The sequence below is a fragment of the Actinosynnema sp. NPDC020468 genome, from assembly GCF_040642015.1.
Lineage (GTDB): Bacteria > Actinomycetota > Actinomycetes > Mycobacteriales > Pseudonocardiaceae > Actinosynnema.
Window position 1 is genome coordinate 45,246 of sequence record NZ_JBFAEO010000046.1, and the last position, 18,407, is coordinate 63,652.

Here is an 18,407-nt window from a genome sequence, read left to right on the forward strand (position 1 = left end):
CCCTGTCGGGCGCCGGGTGGCTTGCGGCTGGCTTTTCAACCGCGTAGACGATCACCGTAGTAGAGGAGGGCCGACGAGTCGAAACCGGACGGCTTTCGGGCGTGGCGTTCCGGCCCGGTGTTTCCCGCCGGGATGCACGGGTATCCCCCGAACAGACCTGCCGTCAACGGAAAGGATCTGCCATGGGCGCCGATGACAAGGTGGAGAACAAGGCCGAGGAGCTGAAGGGCCGCGCGAAGGAAGCGGTCGGTGACGCCACCGGCAACGAGCAGTGGCAGGCCGAGGGGCGGGCCGAGCAGACCAAGGGCTCGCTCAAGCAGGCGGCCGAGAAGGTGAAGGACGCCTTCAAGCCCCACAGCTGAATCTCGTAGCACCCACACGACGCCGTCGACGTCGCGCCACTCCAGGCGTGACCCGGCGGCGTCGAGGTGTGTCCGCGCCGTGCCGGGCCGTCGTGCCGGGGAGACCGTTCTACCGGGGAAATGGAGCGGCCCCCGAACCGCTTCCCGCTGATCGCGGGCCGAGCTGGACACGGCTCGGGGTTTCGGGGGCCGGGTGGCTGCCTGGGATTCGCCCAGACCACACCTGGAAAGGTCCGGTCCTAGCGGACAGCCACCTCACGTCGAGTCCTGTAGCTATTCAACTGCGGACCACCTCCTCTCTCGTGTACCTCGAAATTAGGCCGGCCGACGGGGTGGTCGCAACGGAAATCCCGCCGGGGGGATCGGTGTTCGCGCTGGTCACGGGGTTGCGTCAAAGTTTGTGACGCAGGGCACATTCGGTGGCGGAGATCGTCGCGTCCGATAGCCGCCGGACTTGCGCCGACCGGTCCAGCAGGGTTGCCGGCATGGGAATCGAGGGCAAGGTCGCGCTGGTCACGGGCGGCAGCAGGGGTATCGGCGCGGCCGTCGCGGTGGCGTTGGCCGAGCGCGGCGCGGACATCGGGTTGACCTACGTGACCAACGCGGACGAGGTGGTGGCGCGGATCCGGGGGCTCGGCCGGGAGGTGCTGGCCGTGCGGGCGGACAGCGGTGACGTCGAGGCGGTGGAGACGGCGGTCGCGAAGGTGGCGGCCGAGTTCGGCGGGATCGACGTGCTGGTCAACAACGCGGGCGAGTTCAGGATCGGCCCGGTGGAGGAGTTGACGGCCGCGGACTTCGACCGGTTGTTCGCGGTGAACGTGCGCGCGCCGTTCGTGGCGGTGCGCGCGGCGCTGCCGTGGCTGCTCGACGGCGGCCGGGTGGTGACGATCGGCAGCAACGTGGCGTCCCGGGCCGCGTTCCCCGGGTTCTCGCTGTACTCGGCGAGCAAGGCGGCGTTGCTGGGCATGACGAAGGCGCTCGGCCGGGAGCTCGGACCGCGCGGCGTCACGGTGAACCTGGTGAGCCCCGGTCCGACCGACACCGACCTGAGTCCCGACGACGACGGTCCGAACGCGAGGCACATCAAGTCGTTCACCGCGCTCGGCCGCTACGCGCGACCGTCCGAGGTGGCCGCCGCCGTCGTCTTCCTGGTGTCCGAAGGCGACTACGTCACCGGCGCGGAGTTGCTGGTGGACGGCGGTTTCACCGCGTGAGGCCGGCGCGGGGCCGTCCCGGGTGGGACGACCCCGCGCCGTCGCGTCAGCTGATGTTGACGTCGATGCAGGCGTAGAAGGCGTTGGACGTGTCGCTGATGTTCCAGATCGCCAGGACCTTCTGCCGGCCGCTGGCGTTGAGGTTCACCGTGTGCGAGATCGTCGAGCCCGGCTGCTGGCCGTTGCCCGCGAAGTACCCGACGCGCGTGCCACCGATGTAGTACTCGTAGCTCGCGGTCGCGTGCCGGGCGGTGAAGACCCAGTTGAACGTCGTGGTGCGGCTGACGTTCGTGACCTTCCAGCCCTTGTTGTCGTCGTTCAGGTCGGCGAAACCGGAGTTGCCGCCGCTACAGCTGCGCAGCCCCTTCGGGCCCTCGACGCTCTGCGGTTCGTACTTGATGGAGCCGCAGGAGACCTGACCCTTGGCGCACTGGGCCTGGCGACTCGGGGGCGACGAGACGTACCCGTGCGCGGACGCCTGCCCGGTGGGCAGGACGGCCATGACCAGCGGTGCGGCGAGCACGCCTGCCGCGGCTGCGGCGATCCTTCGACGGAGCATCTGTGCTTCCTCTCGGGTGGGCGGAATCGCTTGCCGGCGAACGCTTTTCCCGAGCAGCACACGGCTCGGGCAAGACGTTCACCCATCGCGGCGGCAGGTCTAGACCATACTCTGTGTGATTGCCTGGTGACAACCTTCGCGGGCGGTTTGCCGGAACTTTTCCGTCTCCTATCCGACGCGGTGCGGTCGTCGGCGCCCGGTTCGGGCCGGGCGTCCACCCGTCGCGGCCGGCTAGACTGGGGTGGGTGTCCGAACAAAGGATCTTCCACGACCACGCCGAGCGGTACGTGGTCACCTCGGAGCAAAGCCTCCCGAACGTCGTCTACGACCGCCCCGCGATCCTGCGCCTGGCCGGTGACGTGCGAGGTCGGCGCGTGCTGGAACTGGGCTGCGCCGGCGGTGTGCTCACCGCGCAGCTCGCCGAGCGCGGCGCCGACGTGCTGGCCGTCGACCGGGAGCCGCGCATGGTGGAGCTGGCCCGCCGGAGGCTGGGCGACCGCGCCCGGGTCGAGGTGGCCGACCTGGAGCAGCCACTCGACCTGGTGCCGACCGGGAGCGTCGACGTGGTGGTGGCCTCGCTCGTCCTGCACTACCTGGCGGACTGGTCGCTCGTCCTCTCCGAACTCCACCGCTGCCTGGTGCCCGGCGGCGCGCTGGTGTTCTCGATCCACCACCCCTACACCGGTTGGTGGCTGTCCGACGGCACGGACTACCACCGCACCGAACTGGTCGGCGAAACCGGGACGTGGGACGGGGAGGAGGTGACCTACGAGATGTTCCGGCGGCCGCTGTCGGCGATCTTCGGCCCGCTGCGGCGGGCCGGGTTCGCGATCGACGTCGTGGACGAGCCGAAGCCCGCGCCCGACGCCGAGGGCGACGCCGCCGTGCTGGAGATCCTCAACACCAAGACGGTGTTCCTGTACATCCGCGCGCTGCGCGAGTAGCGCCCGACCCCGGTGTCCGGTCGGCACGCACAATGGACCTCGTCGTGTCCGGTGGTGGGTGCTGGGGGTGTCGCGTGTTGACCGTTCCGCCGAGGTTCGCGGAGGCCACGATCAGCCGGGAGGGCGAGGCCGGCAGGCAGTGGGTCGACGCGCTGCCCGCGCTGGCCGAGGAGTTCCTGGAGCGGTGGTCGTGCCGCGCGACCGGGCCGGTGCTGCACGGTTTCGTCGGCGTGGTCGTCCCGGCCGTGCGCGCGGACGGGGCGCGGGTCGTGGTGAAGCTCGGATTCCCCTTGTCCGCCAACGCCGCCGAGCCGATCGCGTTGGCGGCGTGGAACGGCGTCGGCGCGGTGCGCCTGCTGGAGCGCGACGACCGCCGGTTCGCCCTGCTGCTGGAACGCCTGCGGCCCTTGGCGGAGCCGGAGCCGGCGCCGTTCACCGCGATCGGCCGGTTGGCCCGCCGGCTGGCCGTGCCCGCGCCGCCCGGCGTGTCCTCGTTGGCGGACAAGGCACTCGGGTGGGCGGAGGACGTGCCGCCGCACGCGGCGCGGCTGGGGTCGCCGTTGCCGGCGAGGGTGGTCGACGCCGCGGTGGCCAACGCGCGGGAGTTGGCCGCCGACCAGCCCGCCACCCTGGTGCACGGCGATCTGCACCTCGGCAACGTCATGACCGGGCGCGGCGAACTGCTGGCCGTCGACCCGACCGGCCTGGTGGGCGACCCGGCCTTCGAACTGCTCCCGCTGCTGCGCGGCGACTGGCCCGCGATCGCGGCCGAACCCCACCCGGGCCGGGCCGTCGACCGCCGGATCGCCGAGTTCGCGGACGCCGCAGAGACCGACCGCGACCGAGTCCGCCGCTGGACGCAGGCCAGGGCGGCCGAGTCGGCCCTGTGGTCGCGCCGCCTCCGCGAACCCGCGCACGTCACCGCGGTCGTGGACACCGTGGCGTCCCTGCTGGCCTGACGCGCGCCATCCCGCCGGACCGGGACGGCGCACCGGAAACCTGCCGCCCCGACGCACGCGGGACAGCCCGTCCAAGACCTGCCGTCACCGGACCTGCCGTCACCGAACCTCGACGCCGCCGCACACGGGCAATTCACTTGCTTGCGTCGCGCAAATAGTTCTACGGCCCTCATGAGGCCGAGCAGCGAGGACCTGGAGCGGATCGTCTACCCGCTCACCCGGATCGCCGAGGCGATGCGGCGGGCACAGGCCCGTGACGTCGACCCGACCCGGATCGCGATCCTGCGCGAGGCGGGCACGAAGGGGCGGGTGCGGCCGTCGGAGATCGCCGCCGACCTCGGGCTGCACCAATCGTCGATCGCCCGGTCCACCCGCGTGCCGGAGGACGCGGGTCACGTCCGGGTCGACCCCGATCCCGACGACCGGCGCCCGTGCCTGATCTCGCTGACCGACGCGGGCTGGGACGAGGTGCGCCGGTTGACCGCGCTCGGCCTCGACCGGTTCGCGGACTTCCTGGAGTCGTGGGACGTCGAGGACGTCCACCGGTTCGGGGAGCTGCTGACGAAGTTCGAGGAGTCCGTCGCCGAGGTGAAGGCCCGCGAGGCGAGCCCGGGCGGACGGCGCCGGCAGAAGAAGGGCAACCCATGAGTCCACACCGAACGGGCGCGACCGACCGCGGGTCGTTACCCGGCGGCACGTCGGCGCGCCGCCGGGCGCGCACCGCGCTGCCCCTGCTGCTCGACCTGGTGCTGCCGATCGGCGGCTACTCCCTGCTGCACAAGGGTTTCGGGGTCGCCGAGGGGTGGGCGCTCGTGCTCTCCGGCGCGGCCACCGGTGTCGCCACGACCGTCAACTCCCTGCGAGCGCGCCGGATCGACGGCTTCGGCCTGCTGATCCTTGCTGGAACTGGCGCTCTCGCTCGCACTGCTGCTCGTCACCGAGGACTCGCGGGTGCTGCTGCTCAAGCCCGCGTTCCTGGTCGGCGTCGCCGGGATCTCCGCGCTGGTGACGTGCTTCGCGGGCCGGCCGCTGGTGTTCGAGTCCGGGAAGTTGTTCGCCACCAGGGGTGATCCCGAGCTGCTCACCGGCTACGAGCGGGCGGGGGAGCGCTCGGCGCGGTTCCGGGCGACGACCCGGTCGGTGACCGCGGTGTGGGCGGCGGCGTTCCTCGCCGACGCCGTGCTCCGCGTGGTCGTCGTCTACGCCTACAGCGCCCAGGAGATCGACCGGTCGTTCCTGCTGTCGCAGGCGCCGCTGCTCGTGCTCCTGGTGCTCGCGATCGGCTGCACCCGCCTCCGGATGCGCCCGCCGCGCCCGATCGTCACGGCCCAACCGGCGCACCCGGGCTGACCGGCGCACCGGGTCCGGTCGCCCCGCGGCGACGACCGGACCCGGCGTCCGCCGGGCGCTACAGCTCCAGGCCGGTCAGCACCAGCACGTGCTCCTCGGTCAGGTCGTCCATGGCCGAGCGCACGCCCTCGCGACCGATGCCCGACTCCTTCACGCCGCCGTACGGCATCTGGTCGGCGCGGAAGCTCGGCACGTCGCCCACGATCAGGCCGCCGACCTTCAGCCGCGCCGAAGCCCGGAACGCGAGCTTGACGTCGTTGGTGAACAAGCCCGCCTGGAGGCCGAACCGGGAGCTGTTGACCTTGGCGAACGCCTCGTCCACCGTCGAGAACGGGGTCAGCACGACGACCGGGCCGAACACCTCCTCGGCCACGACCTTGCAGTCCTCCGGCACGTTCGCCAGCACGGTCGGCGCGACGACCGCGCCGTCCCGGGTGCCGCCGGTGAGCAGCGTCGCGCCCGCGGACACGGCCTCGTTGACCCAGTTCTCCACCCGGACCGCCGCCGCCTCGTTGATCAGCGGGCCGACGTCGGTCGCCTCGTCGGTCGGCACGCCGGTGTTCAGCTTGCGCACGTGGGCCACGACCGCGTCCGCCACCGCGTCGAACACGTCCTCGTGCACGTACACCCGCTGCACCGAGATGCAGGACTGACCCGCCTGGTACATGGAGAACGTGGCGATCCGCTGCGCGGCCCAGTCCAGGTCCGTCCAATCAGGACAGACGACGGCCGCCGCGTTGCCGCCGAGCTCCAGCGTCACGTGCTTGCGCGGCACGCGGTCCAGGATGCCGTAGCCGACCGGGCCCGAGCCGGTGAACGACACGACCGGCAGGCGCGGGTCGGCCACGAGCTCCGAGGCGACCTCGTTCGGCACCGGCAGCACCGACCAGGCACCCGCCGGCAGGTCCGTCTCGGCCAGCAGTTCGCCCAGCAGCAACGCGACCAGCGGGGTGGCGGGCGCGGGCTTGAGGATGATCGGCGTGCCGACCGCGACGGCCGGCGCGACCTTGTGCGCCACCAGGTTCAGCGGGAAGTTGAACGGCGCGATGCCCAGCACGGGACCGCGCGGCACCCGGCGGACCAGGGCGAGCCTGCCGTTGGCCGTCGGGTCGGTGTCCAGGCGCTGGAGGTCGCCGGAGAAGCGCCGCGACTCCTCGGCCGCCCAGCGGAACGTCGACACCGCGCGGTTCACCTCGGCCCGCGCCCACTTCAGCGGCTTGCCCGCCTCGGCGGTGATCAGCGCGGCCACCTCGTCGGCGCGTTCCGCGAGCCGGCGCGACACGTGGTCCAGCGCGGCGGCGCGGACGTGCGCGGGCAGGACGGCGTACTCGTCGGCGACCGCCTCGGCGGCGGCGACGGCGGCCTCGACGTCCGCGGCCATGGCCTGGGAGGTGGTGCCGGCCAGTGAGCCGTCGAACGGGCTCCGGACCTCCACCACGTCCGCGCTGCTCGACGGCCGGCCGGCGACCCAGTAGGGCGTGCTCATCGGGTGACTCCTTCTTCGATCGCGTGCTCCAGCACGGCGAGTCCTTCGTCCAGCAGGGTTTCGGGGATGACCAGCGGCGGCAGCAACCGGATCACGTTGCCGTGCGAGCCGCAGGTCAGCACGACCACGCCCGCGCGGTGGCACGCGGCCGCGACGCGCGAGGCGAGGTCGGGGGAGCGGTCGGCGAACTCCACGGCGAGCATCGCGCCCCGTCCGCGCGCCTCGCCGTGCCCGCCGACGGCCGCGCGCAACCGGGGGAGCGCGACCTCCTCGATCCGCCGGGCCGCCGCGTTCAGGTCGAGCGCCCGCATGGTCTCCAGCGCGCCCAGCGCCGCCGCGCACGACACCGGGTTGCCGCCGAACGTGCCGCCGAGCCCGCCCGCGTGCACCGCGTCCATCACCTCGGCCCGCCCGGTCACCGCGCCCAGCGGCAACCCGCCCGCGACGCCCTTGGCGGTGGTCACCAGATCCGGCTCGACGCCCTCGTGCTCGCACGCGAACCACGCGCCGGTGCGGCAGAACCCGGTTTGCACCTCGTCGGCGACCAGCAGCACCCCGTGCCGCGCGCACCACCGCGCGAGTTCCGCGAGGTAACCGGGCGCCGGCACGAGGAACCCGCCCTCGCCCGGTATCGGCTCGACCACCAGGCACGCCACCTCGGCCGGGTCGACGTCGGCGACGGTCCGCGCGGCGGCGTCCACCCCGGACAGCCCGTCCCGGTACGGGTAGGACCCGGGCACCCGCCGCACGCCGGGCGTGAACGGCCCGAAGCCGTGCCGGTAGGGCATCTCCTTCGAGGTCAGCGCCATGGTCAGGTTGGTGCGCCCGTGGTAGGCGTGGTCGAGCACGACGACACCCGGCCGCCCGGTGACCCGCCTGGCGATCTTGACCGCGTTCTCGACCGCCTCGGCGCCCGAGTTGACCAGCACGGACCGCTTCTCGAACGACCCGGGCGCCAGCTCGTTCAGCCGCTCGCACACCTCGACGTAACCGGCGTAGGGCGTGACCATGAAACACGTGTGGGTGAATCGATCCACCTGTTCGTGAACCCCGCTCGCCACCCGAGGCGCGGGGTTGCCCACCCCGGTCACCGCGATGCCGGACGCGAGGTCGATCAACCGGTTCCCGTCCACGTCGACCAGCAGGCCGTTCTCGGCGCGCTCGACGTACACCGGCAGCGCGGAACCGACCCCGGCGGCCACGGCCGCGACCCGTCGCGCCTGCAACTCCCGGGACCGGGGTCCGGGTATCGCGGTGCGCAGACGGGGCATGCCCACAGCATCGGCGCTCGAAGCAGTTCTCGCACAGTGTTCGAAATGGCCATCACCCACCCGCATGTTGTACACAGTGGACATGCCACTGACAGTCGGCGGGCTGGCGGACGAGGTCGGCCTGCCCGTGCACGTCCGCACCGGTCTGGACCGCGTGGTGTCGTGGGTCCACAGCACCGAGCTGGCCGACCCCACCCCGTTCCTGGAGGGCGGCGAGCTGCTCCTCACCACGGGGCTCGCGCTCGGCCCGCACGACGCCTACGTCGACCGCCTGGTGCGGGCGGGCGCGACGGGCCTCGGCTTCGGCACCGGCCTGAGCCACGACCACGTCCCCACCACGCTGGTCGACGCCGCCCGCGCCCGCGACTTCCCGCTGGTGGAGGTGCCCCGGGCGATCCCGTTCATCGCCATCACCAAGGCCGTCTCCCGCGCCGTGGCCGCCGACGAGTACGCGAACCTCACCCGGACGAGCGAAGCCCAGCACGCCCTCACCCGTGCCGCCGTGAGCCCGAAGGGCACCGCCGCGGTGATCACCGGCCTGGCCGGCCTCCTCGACGGCTCGGCGGCGCTCCTGGACGACACCGGCGCGGTGGTGCACGCGACCGGCACGTTCCCGGACCTGACCGAGGAGGTCCGCCGCCTGGGCGCCGGCCCCGCCGCGTCCACGTGGCGCGACGACAACCGCCACCTGGAGATCCAGGCCCTGGGCCGCCGGGGTTTCCTCGCCGTCGCGGCCACCACGCTCGACCCGGCCGACCGCAACGTCGTCAACACCGCCGCCTCCCTGCTGACCCTGGCCTTGACCAGGTCGGACGAGGTGGACGCGGTCCGCGGGGAACTCCACTCGACCCGGTTCGCCCTGCTGCTCCGGGGCGTCCCGGTCCCCGGCACCCCCACCGCCCCGTTCCGGGTGCACATCCTCCGCCACCAGGACGCCGAAACCCCGGGCTTCCGCGCCCTCCACGACGGCCGCACCGTCGTCCTGGCCGCGCACGTCGACGTCCCCGCCGCCTCGTCCACCGAGGTCGACGCCACGTCGGTCGCGAGGGGCTACCGCGAGGCCCTGCGGGCGTGGCAGGAGGGCGTGGACACGTTCGAGGAGGTCGAGGGCTCCGGCCTCCTGTCCACCGACGCCGCCGCCTTCGCCGAGGACCTCCTGGCCCCGTTGGACGACACCCTCCGCGACACCCTGCGCGTCTGGCTGAGCTGCCACGGCCAGTGGGACCCGGCCTCGGCCAGACTCCGCGTACACCGCCACACCACCCGCAACCGCGTCCGAAAGGCCGAGGAACTCCTGGGACGATCGCTCGATTCCGCGAAGCTGCGGGCCGAACTCTGGTTCGCGCTGCACGCACCCCGGTAACGTCGACCAGGCCGCCGCACCCGTACTCATTCGAGGGGGACCCCTTGGCGCGCCTGCGTTTGTTGACGTACTCGGCCGCGGTGACCGCGGTGGTCGGCGGCCTGATGACCGCGGTCCTGGCCGGCGAGGCCAGCGCGTGCAGCCCGGTGCCGGGCGACACGGAAGCCCAGCGCTACCAACGCGCGACGTTCGTCTTCGAGGGCAAGATCCTGAGCGAGACCTTCGACCCGGGCACCTCCCCGGACCAGTACGACGACAAGTACCGCTACGCGGTGAAGGTCGGCAAGGAGTGGAAGGGCGACGTCCCCCGAAGGGTGGACGTCTCGACGTCGATCAGCGGCGCCCAATGCGGAATCCGCCTCACGAAGGGCACCACCTACCTGATCTTCGCGTTCGGCGACGCCACCGACCACCAGGTGGAAACCCACCTGTTCAGCGGCACCAGGCCCGCAGCCTCAGGCCCACCCACCACCACCCTCCCACCCCAAACCACCACCCCCCGTCCCCCCACCACAACCCCGACGCCGTAACACCACACGCCACGCAACCCGGAACACACAGGCTCCAGCCCACAGGCCAAGCCTGGCGTGCTCTCCCCGTATGGCCTGGGCGCAGCCCAACCGCATGTGTCAAGGGGGCTCTTACACGCACGACCGTCAGCCAAAGACGTGACTGCCCCCTTGACGCATGTGGTTGCCTCAGGCAGGCCATACGGGGAGAGCACGCAACCGCCCTTCCTCCCCGGAGGCGCTGCCCGTCCGGCGAGGACGCTTTTCCGCCCGAATCCCAAGCCACACCCGAATCAACCGCACCCCTCGCCCGCACCCCTCGCCCGCACCCCTCGCCCGCACCCCTCGCCCGCACCCTCGGCCACACCCCCACCACCTACATCAGCCGAAAATGTGTACGGGAGATGGACTCGATCCTGCATACCCGGTAGCTCGACTGCGGTGAGTGACGGTAGGTTCCGCCATCGGAGCGACCATGGAGGCTAGTCGCAACGGAGGTCGGCCGATGTGGGACGGGGACCTGTCCGGTGAGGTAGTGGACGAGCGCTACGAACTGGGAGACCTGTACGGATCCGGAGGCATGGCCGAGGTCTACCGCGCCCTGGACACCAGACTCGAGCGCAAGGTGGCGATCAAGCTCTTCCTCGGCACCGCGACCCCGGAGGACCAGATCCGCCTGGCCAGGGAAGCCCAGATGCTGGCCGCTTTACGCTGCCCCGGAGTGGTGACCGTCTACGACACGGGCTCCCACCGAGGCCGTCCCTTCTACGTCATGCAACCCATCGAAGGCGGCACGCTGCGCCGCCGGATGCGCGAACCGCTCGCCCCCGAGGTCGTCGCGAGAATCGGCTCCCAGATCGCCGAGATCCTCTCCCACGTGCACGCCCACGACGTGGTCCACCGCGACGTCAAACCCTCGAACATCCTCCTCGAACCCGGCGAACGCCGCGCCTACCTGGCGGACTTCGGTCTCGCCCTCCAGGCGCAGGTCACCCGGGTCACCCGCTCCGGCATCCTGGTCGGCACCGCCGGCTACCTCGCGCCCGAACAGGTCCGGGGGAGCGACGTCACCCCGGCGTCCGACGTCTACGCCCTGGGCCTGGTCCTCCTCGAATGCCTGACCGGCCGCCCCGAGTACCCCGGCGGCGACACCGAGGCGGCCCTGGCGCGGCTGCACCGGGAACCGCGGATCCCGGCCGACCTGCCCGCGCCGTGGGCCAAGGTGCTGACCGCGATGACCGCCACGTCCCCGACGAAACGGCCCTCCGCGCAAGCCTGCGCCCACCTCCTGGCCGAGGCCGAGCGCACGAGCCAGGGCGTCCGCCCGCTGTCCACGATCCGCGTCGCGGACCGCCCGACCCCGCGAACACGAACACCCACCGGCCGCACCCTGAGCGTGGTGGCCGCGATGGCGGCCGCGATCACCCTGCTGGCCGTGGTCTTCCTGAAGGAACCACCCGAGCCGGCCCTGAACCGCGACGCGGTCGGCACGATCGACACCCCGAAGTCCACCGAAACGCCCAGCACCCCGAGCACCGCGCCCGCGCCGGAACCGCAGTCGCCGGTCACGACGCTCCCGCCGTCGATCATCACCGTGGTCGAAGAGGTCCCCGCCGCGACACCGGATCCCACCACCGAGGCCGGCACACCGGACCCCACGACGGCGGAACCGGCGTCCCCCACCGTGAAGACGAAGAAGAACGGCACCACCAAAACCAAGAAGAACCCGGTCGACGAGAACCAGCCCGACGCCGAGGGCTAGCCCAGGGCCGGCAACAACTCCGCAGCGGCCCAGTCCAGGAACGCCTCCTGGTGCCCGCCACCCACCTGCACCAGCGCGAGGTCGGTGAACCCGGCCTCCCGGAACGCCGCCACCGCCTCCACCACCGCGCCGACGTCGGCCCCGCACGGGATCCGGGCCGCCACGTCCTCCGGCCGCACGAACCGCGTGGCCGCCGCGAACCCGGCCGTGCCCGGCAACTCCGCGTTGACCTTCCACCCGCCCGCGAACCACCGGAACTGCTCGTGCGCCCGCACCGCGGCCTCTTCCGCCGACGGGTCGAAGCACACCGGCAACTGCCCGATCTTGCGCGCGTTCGCGCCCTGGAACAGGTCCCACGCCTTGCCGAGCTCGGCGTCCGGCTCGACGGCCACCATCGCGTCGGCCAGCGGCGCGAACGCGTTCACCGACTGCGACCCGGACACCGCGACGGCGATCGGCACCCGCCGCTCGGGCAGGTCCCAGAGCTTCGCCGAATCCACCCGGAAGTGGTCGCCCGCGTAGTTCACGTACCCGCCGTCGAACAGCTGGGAGATGATCTCCACCGCCTCGCGCAGCATCTCGTGCCGCACGTTCACCGACGGCCAGCCGCGCCCGACGACGTGCTCGTTGAGGTTCTCCCCGGCGCCCAGACCCAGGATGAACCGCCCGTCCGACAGCAGCTGCACCGTCGCGGCCTTCTGCGCCACCACCGCCGGGTGGTACCGCACGGTCGGGCACGTCACGTAGGTCATCAGCTCGACCCGGTCGGTCACCTGGCTGACCGCGCCCAGCACGCTCCACGCGTACGGCGCGTGCCCCTGCTCGTCCAGCCAGGGGAAGTAGTGGTCGCTGATCACCTCGAACGCGAACCCGACCTCCTCGGCCCGCGCCGCGTGCCGGACCAGCTCCCGCGGCCCGGCCTGCTCGGTCATGAGCGTGTACCCGATGCGCACGGCACCCTCCCGACTCTCCCCGCCCACGCGGACTACGCGAACTCCACCGACACGGCCGCGAACGGCAGGTCGACGAGATCCGCCCGCAACCGGTCCAGGTCGTAGTACACCGCCGACGCGCCGTGCGCGCGCAACTCGTCCTCGCCGAACCCGCCGGTCCGCAAGCCCACCGCGGGCAACCCGGCCCGCCGCGCCGCCTCGCAGTCCCACACCGAGTCGCCGACCACGACCGCCCGCCCGGCGCCGACCCGTTCCAGCGCGACGGTGATCAGGTCGGGCGCGGGCTTGGAGCTGTCGACGTCGTCCGCGGAGGTGGACGGCACGTCCGGCACGTCGAGCAGCGCCAGGTACCGGTCGACGTGCGCCCGCGGTCCGGAACTGGCCAGCACCACGGCGAACTCCTGCTCCAGCGCGGAGGTCACCAGCCGGTGCGCGCCCTCGAGCGGCCGCACCTCGGCGAGCATCGGCTCGAACTCCTCGGCCCACGCGGCCCGGATGTCGTCGCCGCGCTCGTCCTCGACGTGCCGACCGGCGACCTCGGCGACGAGCCGGTCACCGCCCATCCCGATGGCCCGGTGCAGGCGCCAGGTGGGCACGGTCAGGTCGTGGCGGCGGAAGGCGCGGAACCAGGCGACCGCGTGGTGGTAGTTGGTGTCCACGAGGGTGCCGTCCACGTCCAGGACGAGCGTGTTGGTCATGGCCGTGGTTAACCCCGCCGACGCCGCGACAAACGCACGCGTACCCCGCGCCCCGACGCGCACCCCGCCAACCGACAGGAGCCCTTGCCGACCGACAGGATCCTCACGCACCGACGCGCACCCCGCGCCCGACGAGCACCCGCCGACCGGCGGGACCCCGCGACCCGACGCGCACCCCGCGCCCCTGGCCCGGGTCCCGCGCCGGGCGCGAGGTTCGAGCACCCGGCCCGAAAATTCCACCGGGGCGGGGAAAACCCGGCTCAGCCCAGGAAGTCCTCGATCAACCGCAACCACTCCGCGGGCGCCTCCAACGCGGGCGCGTGGCCGCTGTCCAGCTCGGCCCACCGCGCGCCGGGGATCGAGTCGGCCAACTCCCGGGTCAGCGCGGGCGTGATCAACCGGTCGTGCTTGGTGCCGATGACGAGCGTGGGCACCGCCACCCGGCCCACGTCGTCGCGCAGGTCCGTGCCGCGCACCAACTCCACCTGCTCCTCGGTGCCCGGCGGCACGGTGAGCGCGATCAGCTCGAGGAACCCCTCGACGTGGTCGGGCGGCATCGCGCGGCGGAAGGGTTCGCCCAGCACCACGGACATGATCCAGCGCGCCATGGCGTCCCGGTCGCCGCCGAGCAGTTCGCCCCACCGCGCCATCCGCGCCCGGGTCTCGTCGTCCACGCGCACGAACCCGGAGGTGAGCACGAGTTTCCGCACCCGGTCCGGGTACCGGGTCGCGGCGCGCACGGCGACCGCGCACCCCAGCGAGTACCCGACGATCTCGACCTCGGCCGCGTCGGTGGTGGCCAGCAACCGGTCGGCCAGGTCGTCCAGGGAGAGCGGTCCGGTGGCACGGGGAGTCGAGCCGGAGCCGGGGAAGTCCGGTGCGAACACCGGGCGGGTGCGGGAGAGCCGGGGGATTAGCGGGTTGAAGTTCGCGCGGGCGGAGCCGCCGGCGCCGTGGGCGAGCAGGAGTGCGGGACTCATTCCACCGATTGTGCCGGTGCCGGGCCGCGCGCGAGCACCACTTCCGCGCGCAACGCCGTGCGGGATAACGGGAATCAGCCATCCAGGGAGGCACACCGGCCGCCTGCCCGAGGCACACCACCGAAAACGGCTTCGGCCCCGCACAAGTGGAATACCGGCCGGCGCACCACACCGCACGCGCCCCACACACGAACCACACGACCGAAAGCGCCTCGCGCGAGCCGCAGCCGGGGACCGCTCACCCGAGGTGGACGCGCACCGCCGTGCCGCCGGCGTGGGTGTGCACGCGCACGAGGTCGCACACCAGGTGCACCAGCACCACGCCGAAACCGCCGCGCGACGTGGCGTCCGGGCGTCGACGGCCGACCATCGGACCGGTCCGGCCGCCCTCGTCGCGCACCTCGCACACCACCACCGCGCCCTCGCGCCACAGCAGCACCGTGCCCGCGCCCGCGGCGTGCAGGACGCTGTTGGTGGTCAACTCGTTCACCGCGAGCACCAGGTCCTCCACCCGGTCCGCGGCCAACCCGACGGCGAAGTCCGCGACCAGCGCCCGAACCCGGTCCAGCCGGCCGAGGTCGAACACCGCGACGACCGCGTCGGGCGGTGGCGGCGGCAGCGGGACGTTGAACTCCTCGGCCACCGCGAACGGCTCGCCGTAGTCCGGGTTCGGCTCGCGGTGCACGACGGGGTGGGTGCGCTCGGCGTCCCGGACCTGCCCGGCGGTCAGCCGCGTCGCGTCGTACGGGCACAGCAGCCAGGCCCGGCGGTCGGTGAGCGCGGTGTTGACCAGCGCCTCGTGCTGCACGCACGCCGGGTACTCCAACGCGCTGCGCCCCGGCCACACCTGCTCCTCGACCACCCGGACCCGGTCCGCGCGGGCGTTGCGGGCGTCGTCGCAGAACGGGGTCAGCACGCCGGGCAGGATGCGGCCGGGGTTGCGGCCGACGCGGGTGATGTCCACGAACTCGACCTCGGCGGCGTGCGGACCCAGCGCCGGGCGCAGCAACTCGGCGCGTTGTGGCGGAACGGCGACGAGCACCGGCTCGCCGTTGTCGAGCCCTTCGCGCACGAACGGCACCGTGCCGGCGACGAACTCGGCGTCGTCCCGGTAGAGCAGTGCCTCGTGCACGAAATCGACCACGGGCTGACCTCCGAACGGGGGCGGGCTGTTCGGGTCTACCCGTTCGTCCCCCGGTTCACACGCCCCTGCGCAGCACCTCGCGCGCGTCGGGGTCGAGTCCCCGCGCCGTTTCGGCCGCCACGATCTCCGCCAGGCCGGGGGACAGCGCGGTCACCGGGGCGAAACCGAGCCTGCGGTAGTACGGGCCGTTCCACGGCACGTCCCGGAACGTGGTCAGGGTCAACCCGGCGAGACCCCGTTCCGCCGCCCACGCGGCGACGTGGTCCAGCAGCGCCGCGCCGATGCCCCGGCGCGCGTGGTCGGGGTGCACGCTGAGTTGCTCGACGTGCGCCTGGCCGTCGACCTCCAGCGCCGCGACCCAGGCGACCGGGCCGGCCTCGTCGGCGACCCACACGTGCGCGTGGCGCATCGCCTCGAGCGGCATCGGGTCGTCGTCGGCGATCTCGGGCATGCCGATGGTGCGGAACACCTCGCCCGAGGCGTCCTCGACGGCCTGGAGGAGGGTGAACTCGGAGGGGTGGGCGGCGCGGATGGGCATGGGGTCATCTCAACCCGGCGCGAACGTCCGCTCAACTTCTTTTGCCAGCGCCTCCAGCAGGGTGGCGGCGAGGTCGTCCGGGCCGGTCATCTCGAGGATCGCGACGCTGCCGGCGGCGCCGACCAGCGCCACCTCCAGCGAGCCCCGGCAGCGCTCGTCGGCGAGCGCGTGCCAGTCCAGGCGCAGCCGGTCGAGGTCGGCGGTGACCCGGATCTGGTGCGGCTCGTCGTGCCACCGCAGGATCAGCACGTCGTCGTTGAGCCCGACCAGGGTCAGCGGTTCGGGCAGCCACTCCGCCAGCCGCGCCGGTTCGGCGGCCGTGGCGAAGACCAGGTCGGGCAGGGCGGGGATGTCTCGGCGTACCTGAATGGTGCTCACGACCCGGGGCTACCCGTTTCGCGCCGCGGCTCACTCCGGGTGCGCTGCGCGGGCAGCGCCGGACGGCCCGACGTCGCCGCGGCCACGTCCGCGAACTCCGGGAACAACCGGTCCAGGTCCGTCTTCTGGAACACCCGGCGCACGTGCGGCGGCACGTTGGCCAGCCGCAGCCAGCCGCCCGCGCGCTGGGCGCGTGCCCTGGTGCGGACCAGCGCGCTCATCGCCTGCGCGCCGCAGAACGCCACGCCGGACATGTCCAGCACGATCCGGTCCCGGCCCTCGGTGACCAGGCGGTCCAGCTTCTCCAGCACGCGGCGGGCGCCCGCGAGATCCAGTTCCCCGGTCGCCACCACGACGGCGGCACCCGTCCGGTGGGACTCGACCGACAACGCCAGCATCCTCGCTCCTCACGCAACCCGGCAGAACTCGTCGCCGCGCTCGGCCTTGCGCTGGAGGTCCAGCAGCAGGCCTTCCTTGGTGGACCACGGGCAGATCTCCACGACGTCGCGTCCGCTCGCGCTCATCAGCGTTTCCACGACCAGTGCGCCGGCCAGGGACTGGCGGGCGCGGTGCTTGCTGATGCCCGGCAGCCGCGACCGCTCGTCGGCGGACATGGCGGCCAGGCGGGGTATCCACTCCCTGAGGTCGGCCAGGTGCAGGTGTCTTCGCAGGTGGGGGCCTTCGCGCTGGGGTCGGGCGCCGGCCAGCCTCGCCAGCTGCTGGAAGACCTTGGAGCAGCCGACGACGCGGTGGTCGGTGCGGGGGAGGCGTTCCAGGCGGGTGCGGAGTTCGGTGGGGTCGAACTCGCCCCGGCGGGTGACGGTGCGCGCGCCGTGGGGCAGCGAGAGGGTCAGCGCGGGCTCGGCGTCCTCGCCCGCCGCGATCTCCACCGTGCCGCCGCCGACGTCGAGGACCAGCAGGGGGCCCGCGGTCCAGCCGAACCACGCCCTGGCGGCGGTGTAGGCGAGGCGGGCCTCCTGCTCGCCGGTCATGACGTGCAGGACCGCGCCGGTGCGTCGGCGCACCTCGGCCAGGACGTCCTCGGCGTTGCGGGCATCGCGGATGACGGAGGTGGCGAAGGCGGTGAACCCGGTGACGTCGGTCCGGTCGAGCACGTGCGCGGCGTTCCTGATCGCTCCCACGACTTGATTGACGCCGTCCGGGCGCAATCGGTTGTCAGGGGTGAGGGCCGCGTCGAGGTGCAGTCGGGTCTTGTGGGTGACGACCGGACGGAGGATCGACTGGTCGACCACGACCAGACTGGCGCTGTAGCAACCGACGTCGAGTACACCCACCCGTTCGCGTCCACCCGGCATCCGCGCACCACCAACCGCTACTTAGTTATCGGTACGGCAGGGTGCCCATTCACCAGCGGGTTAAACCAGATCGGGTGAGAAACTGACGCGCTTCTCACCTGTTGTGGCGGCGACCAGCAAGGTGATGCTTCATCAGTTTCGCCGGATCGTTCAACAACCCCACAATCCCACCTCTCAACAACCCCACCGCTCACCACGCCCTCCGAACCACCCGAACGCCCCGACCCCCACCTACCGAACGGCCGCTCCGCCTACAGCCCCCGCCGGCGGGTCGCCGAGACGAACGCAGCCGCCTGCCTGCGCCATCCGCCCGCGGTCGCTGCTCGCGCCCACGTTCCGTCTGCGCTGCCCGTCTGCGCTGCCTGCCTGGGCCGTCTGCCCTGCGCCGTCTGTCCGCGCCAGGCGCCAGGCGGCCCGCCTATGTCGCCGCCCCTGCGCAACACGCCACCCCCGTCCGCCCGCGCCGCGGCCCGCCGACGCACTGTGCCCACACCGTCCGCCCCCGTCTCGAGCCGGTAGCCACCGCGCCACCGCGCCACCGCGCCACCGCGCCACCGCGCCACCGCGCCACCGCGCCACCGCGCCACCGCGCCACCGCGCCACCGCGCCACCGCGCCACCG

General features: G+C 72.7%; 20 protein-coding genes. 9 read left to right on the plus strand and 11 right to left on the minus strand.

Going from position 1 to position 18,407, the window contains the following annotated elements:
• The first annotated feature begins 182 nt into the window (after nucleotides 1–182).
• Together AB0G50_RS27795 and AB0G50_RS27800 are read left to right on the plus strand one after the other, a co-directional pair.
• Nucleotides 183–362, plus strand: coding sequence for a CsbD family protein (locus AB0G50_RS27795; protein WP_360113861.1), 180 nt, complete (start codon nucleotides 183–185; stop codon nucleotides 360–362).
• A gap of 485 nt (nucleotides 363–847) precedes the next feature.
• Nucleotides 848–1,576, plus strand: coding sequence for a 3-oxoacyl-ACP reductase family protein (locus AB0G50_RS27800; RefSeq protein WP_360113864.1), 729 nt, complete (start codon nucleotides 848–850; stop codon nucleotides 1,574–1,576).
• Between the two features lie 46 nt (nucleotides 1,577–1,622).
• On the opposite strand, the gene AB0G50_RS27805 is transcribed toward AB0G50_RS27800, so the two are convergent.
• Nucleotides 1,623–2,135, minus strand: a complete 513-nt coding sequence (locus AB0G50_RS27805; protein WP_360113867.1) for a lytic polysaccharide monooxygenase auxiliary activity family 9 protein — start codon at nucleotides 2,133–2,135, stop codon at nucleotides 1,623–1,625.
• 245 nt (nucleotides 2,136–2,380) lie between these two features.
• On the opposite strand from AB0G50_RS27805, the gene AB0G50_RS27810 reads away from it, so the two are divergent.
• The 4 genes from AB0G50_RS27810 (at nucleotide 2,381) to AB0G50_RS27825 (ending at nucleotide 5,388) form a co-directional block, all read left to right on the plus strand.
• Entirely contained in the window at nucleotides 2,381–3,079 is a 699-nt protein-coding gene (locus tag AB0G50_RS27810) for a class I SAM-dependent methyltransferase (RefSeq protein ID WP_360113870.1), read from the plus strand.
• Nucleotides 3,080–3,153: 74 nt separating this feature from the next.
• Complete coding sequence (locus AB0G50_RS27815) at nucleotides 3,154–4,038, plus strand: aminoglycoside phosphotransferase family protein (RefSeq protein WP_360113873.1); 885 nt, start codon at nucleotides 3,154–3,156, stop codon at nucleotides 4,036–4,038.
• A gap of 171 nt (nucleotides 4,039–4,209) precedes the next feature.
• Entirely contained in the window at nucleotides 4,210–4,686 is a 477-nt protein-coding gene (locus AB0G50_RS27820) for a MarR family winged helix-turn-helix transcriptional regulator (RefSeq protein WP_360113876.1), read from the plus strand.
• A 249-nt stretch (nucleotides 4,687–4,935) separates the two neighbouring features.
• Nucleotides 4,936–5,388, plus strand: coding sequence for a VC0807 family protein (locus tag AB0G50_RS27825; protein ID WP_360113879.1), 453 nt, complete (start codon nucleotides 4,936–4,938; stop codon nucleotides 5,386–5,388).
• A 58-nt stretch (nucleotides 5,389–5,446) separates the two neighbouring features.
• Here AB0G50_RS27825 and AB0G50_RS27830 read toward each other — a convergent pair whose 3' ends face one another.
• Nucleotides 5,447–6,874 (minus strand): aldehyde dehydrogenase family protein, encoded by a 1,428-nt coding sequence (locus AB0G50_RS27830; RefSeq protein WP_360113882.1) that lies wholly within the window; start codon nucleotides 6,872–6,874, stop codon nucleotides 5,447–5,449.
• Complete coding sequence (gene gabT, locus AB0G50_RS27835) at nucleotides 6,871–8,145, minus strand: 4-aminobutyrate--2-oxoglutarate transaminase (RefSeq protein ID WP_360113885.1); 1,275 nt, start codon at nucleotides 8,143–8,145, stop codon at nucleotides 6,871–6,873. Before gabT ends, AB0G50_RS27830 begins: the two co-directional genes overlap by 4 nt.
• An 82-nt stretch (nucleotides 8,146–8,227) precedes the next feature.
• On the opposite strand from gabT, the gene AB0G50_RS27840 reads away from it, so the two are divergent.
• The 3 genes from AB0G50_RS27840 (at nucleotide 8,228) to AB0G50_RS27850 (ending at nucleotide 11,779) form a co-directional block, all read left to right on the plus strand.
• Entirely contained in the window at nucleotides 8,228–9,508 is a 1,281-nt protein-coding gene (locus tag AB0G50_RS27840) for a PucR family transcriptional regulator ligand-binding domain-containing protein (protein ID WP_360113888.1), read from the plus strand.
• Between the two features lie 44 nt (nucleotides 9,509–9,552).
• Nucleotides 9,553–10,038 carry a hypothetical protein gene (locus AB0G50_RS27845; RefSeq protein ID WP_360113890.1) on the plus strand — a complete coding sequence of 162 codons (486 nt, stop codon included), beginning with the start codon at nucleotides 9,553–9,555 and terminating at the stop codon, nucleotides 10,036–10,038.
• Nucleotides 10,039–10,522: 484 nt separating this feature from the next.
• Nucleotides 10,523–11,779: a protein kinase gene (locus AB0G50_RS27850; protein ID WP_360113893.1), complete on the plus strand. Its 1,257-nt coding sequence runs from the start codon at nucleotides 10,523–10,525 to the stop codon at nucleotides 11,777–11,779.
• Here AB0G50_RS27850 and AB0G50_RS27855 read toward each other — a convergent pair.
• The 8 genes from AB0G50_RS27855 to AB0G50_RS27890 form a co-directional block, all read right to left on the minus strand.
• Nucleotides 11,776–12,732, minus strand: a complete 957-nt coding sequence (locus AB0G50_RS27855) for a TIGR03557 family F420-dependent LLM class oxidoreductase (protein WP_360113896.1) — start codon at nucleotides 12,730–12,732, stop codon at nucleotides 11,776–11,778. The two genes, AB0G50_RS27850 and AB0G50_RS27855, sit on opposite strands and share 4 nt — an antisense overlap.
• Before the next feature lie 32 nt (nucleotides 12,733–12,764).
• Nucleotides 12,765–13,430: an HAD family hydrolase gene (locus tag AB0G50_RS27860; RefSeq protein ID WP_360113899.1), complete on the minus strand. Its 666-nt coding sequence runs from the start codon at nucleotides 13,428–13,430 to the stop codon at nucleotides 12,765–12,767.
• Nucleotides 13,431–13,690: 260 nt separating this feature from the next.
• Nucleotides 13,691–14,410: an alpha/beta fold hydrolase gene (locus tag AB0G50_RS27865; protein WP_360113902.1), complete on the minus strand. Its 720-nt coding sequence runs from the start codon at nucleotides 14,408–14,410 to the stop codon at nucleotides 13,691–13,693.
• A 238-nt stretch (nucleotides 14,411–14,648) separates the two neighbouring features.
• A complete protein-coding gene (locus AB0G50_RS27870) occupies nucleotides 14,649–15,554 on the minus strand; it encodes an anti-sigma factor RsbA family regulatory protein (RefSeq protein WP_360113905.1) in 906 nt (301 codons plus the stop codon).
• 55 nt (nucleotides 15,555–15,609) lie between these two features.
• On the minus strand, nucleotides 15,610–16,092 hold the full coding sequence (locus AB0G50_RS27875) for a GNAT family N-acetyltransferase (protein ID WP_360113908.1): 483 nt from the start codon (nucleotides 16,090–16,092) through the stop codon (nucleotides 15,610–15,612).
• 9 nt (nucleotides 16,093–16,101) lie between these two features.
• Entirely contained in the window at nucleotides 16,102–16,470 is a 369-nt protein-coding gene (locus tag AB0G50_RS27880) for a hypothetical protein (protein ID WP_360113911.1), read from the minus strand.
• Nucleotides 16,467–16,868, minus strand: coding sequence for an STAS domain-containing protein (locus AB0G50_RS27885; RefSeq protein WP_360113914.1), 402 nt, complete (start codon nucleotides 16,866–16,868; stop codon nucleotides 16,467–16,469). The genes AB0G50_RS27880 and AB0G50_RS27885 overlap by 4 nt, the downstream gene beginning before the upstream one ends.
• 9 nt (nucleotides 16,869–16,877) lie before the next feature.
• Nucleotides 16,878–17,765: an exopolyphosphatase gene (locus AB0G50_RS27890; RefSeq protein ID WP_360113917.1), complete on the minus strand. Its 888-nt coding sequence runs from the start codon at nucleotides 17,763–17,765 to the stop codon at nucleotides 16,878–16,880.
• Between the last annotated feature and the right edge of the window lie 642 nt (nucleotides 17,766–18,407).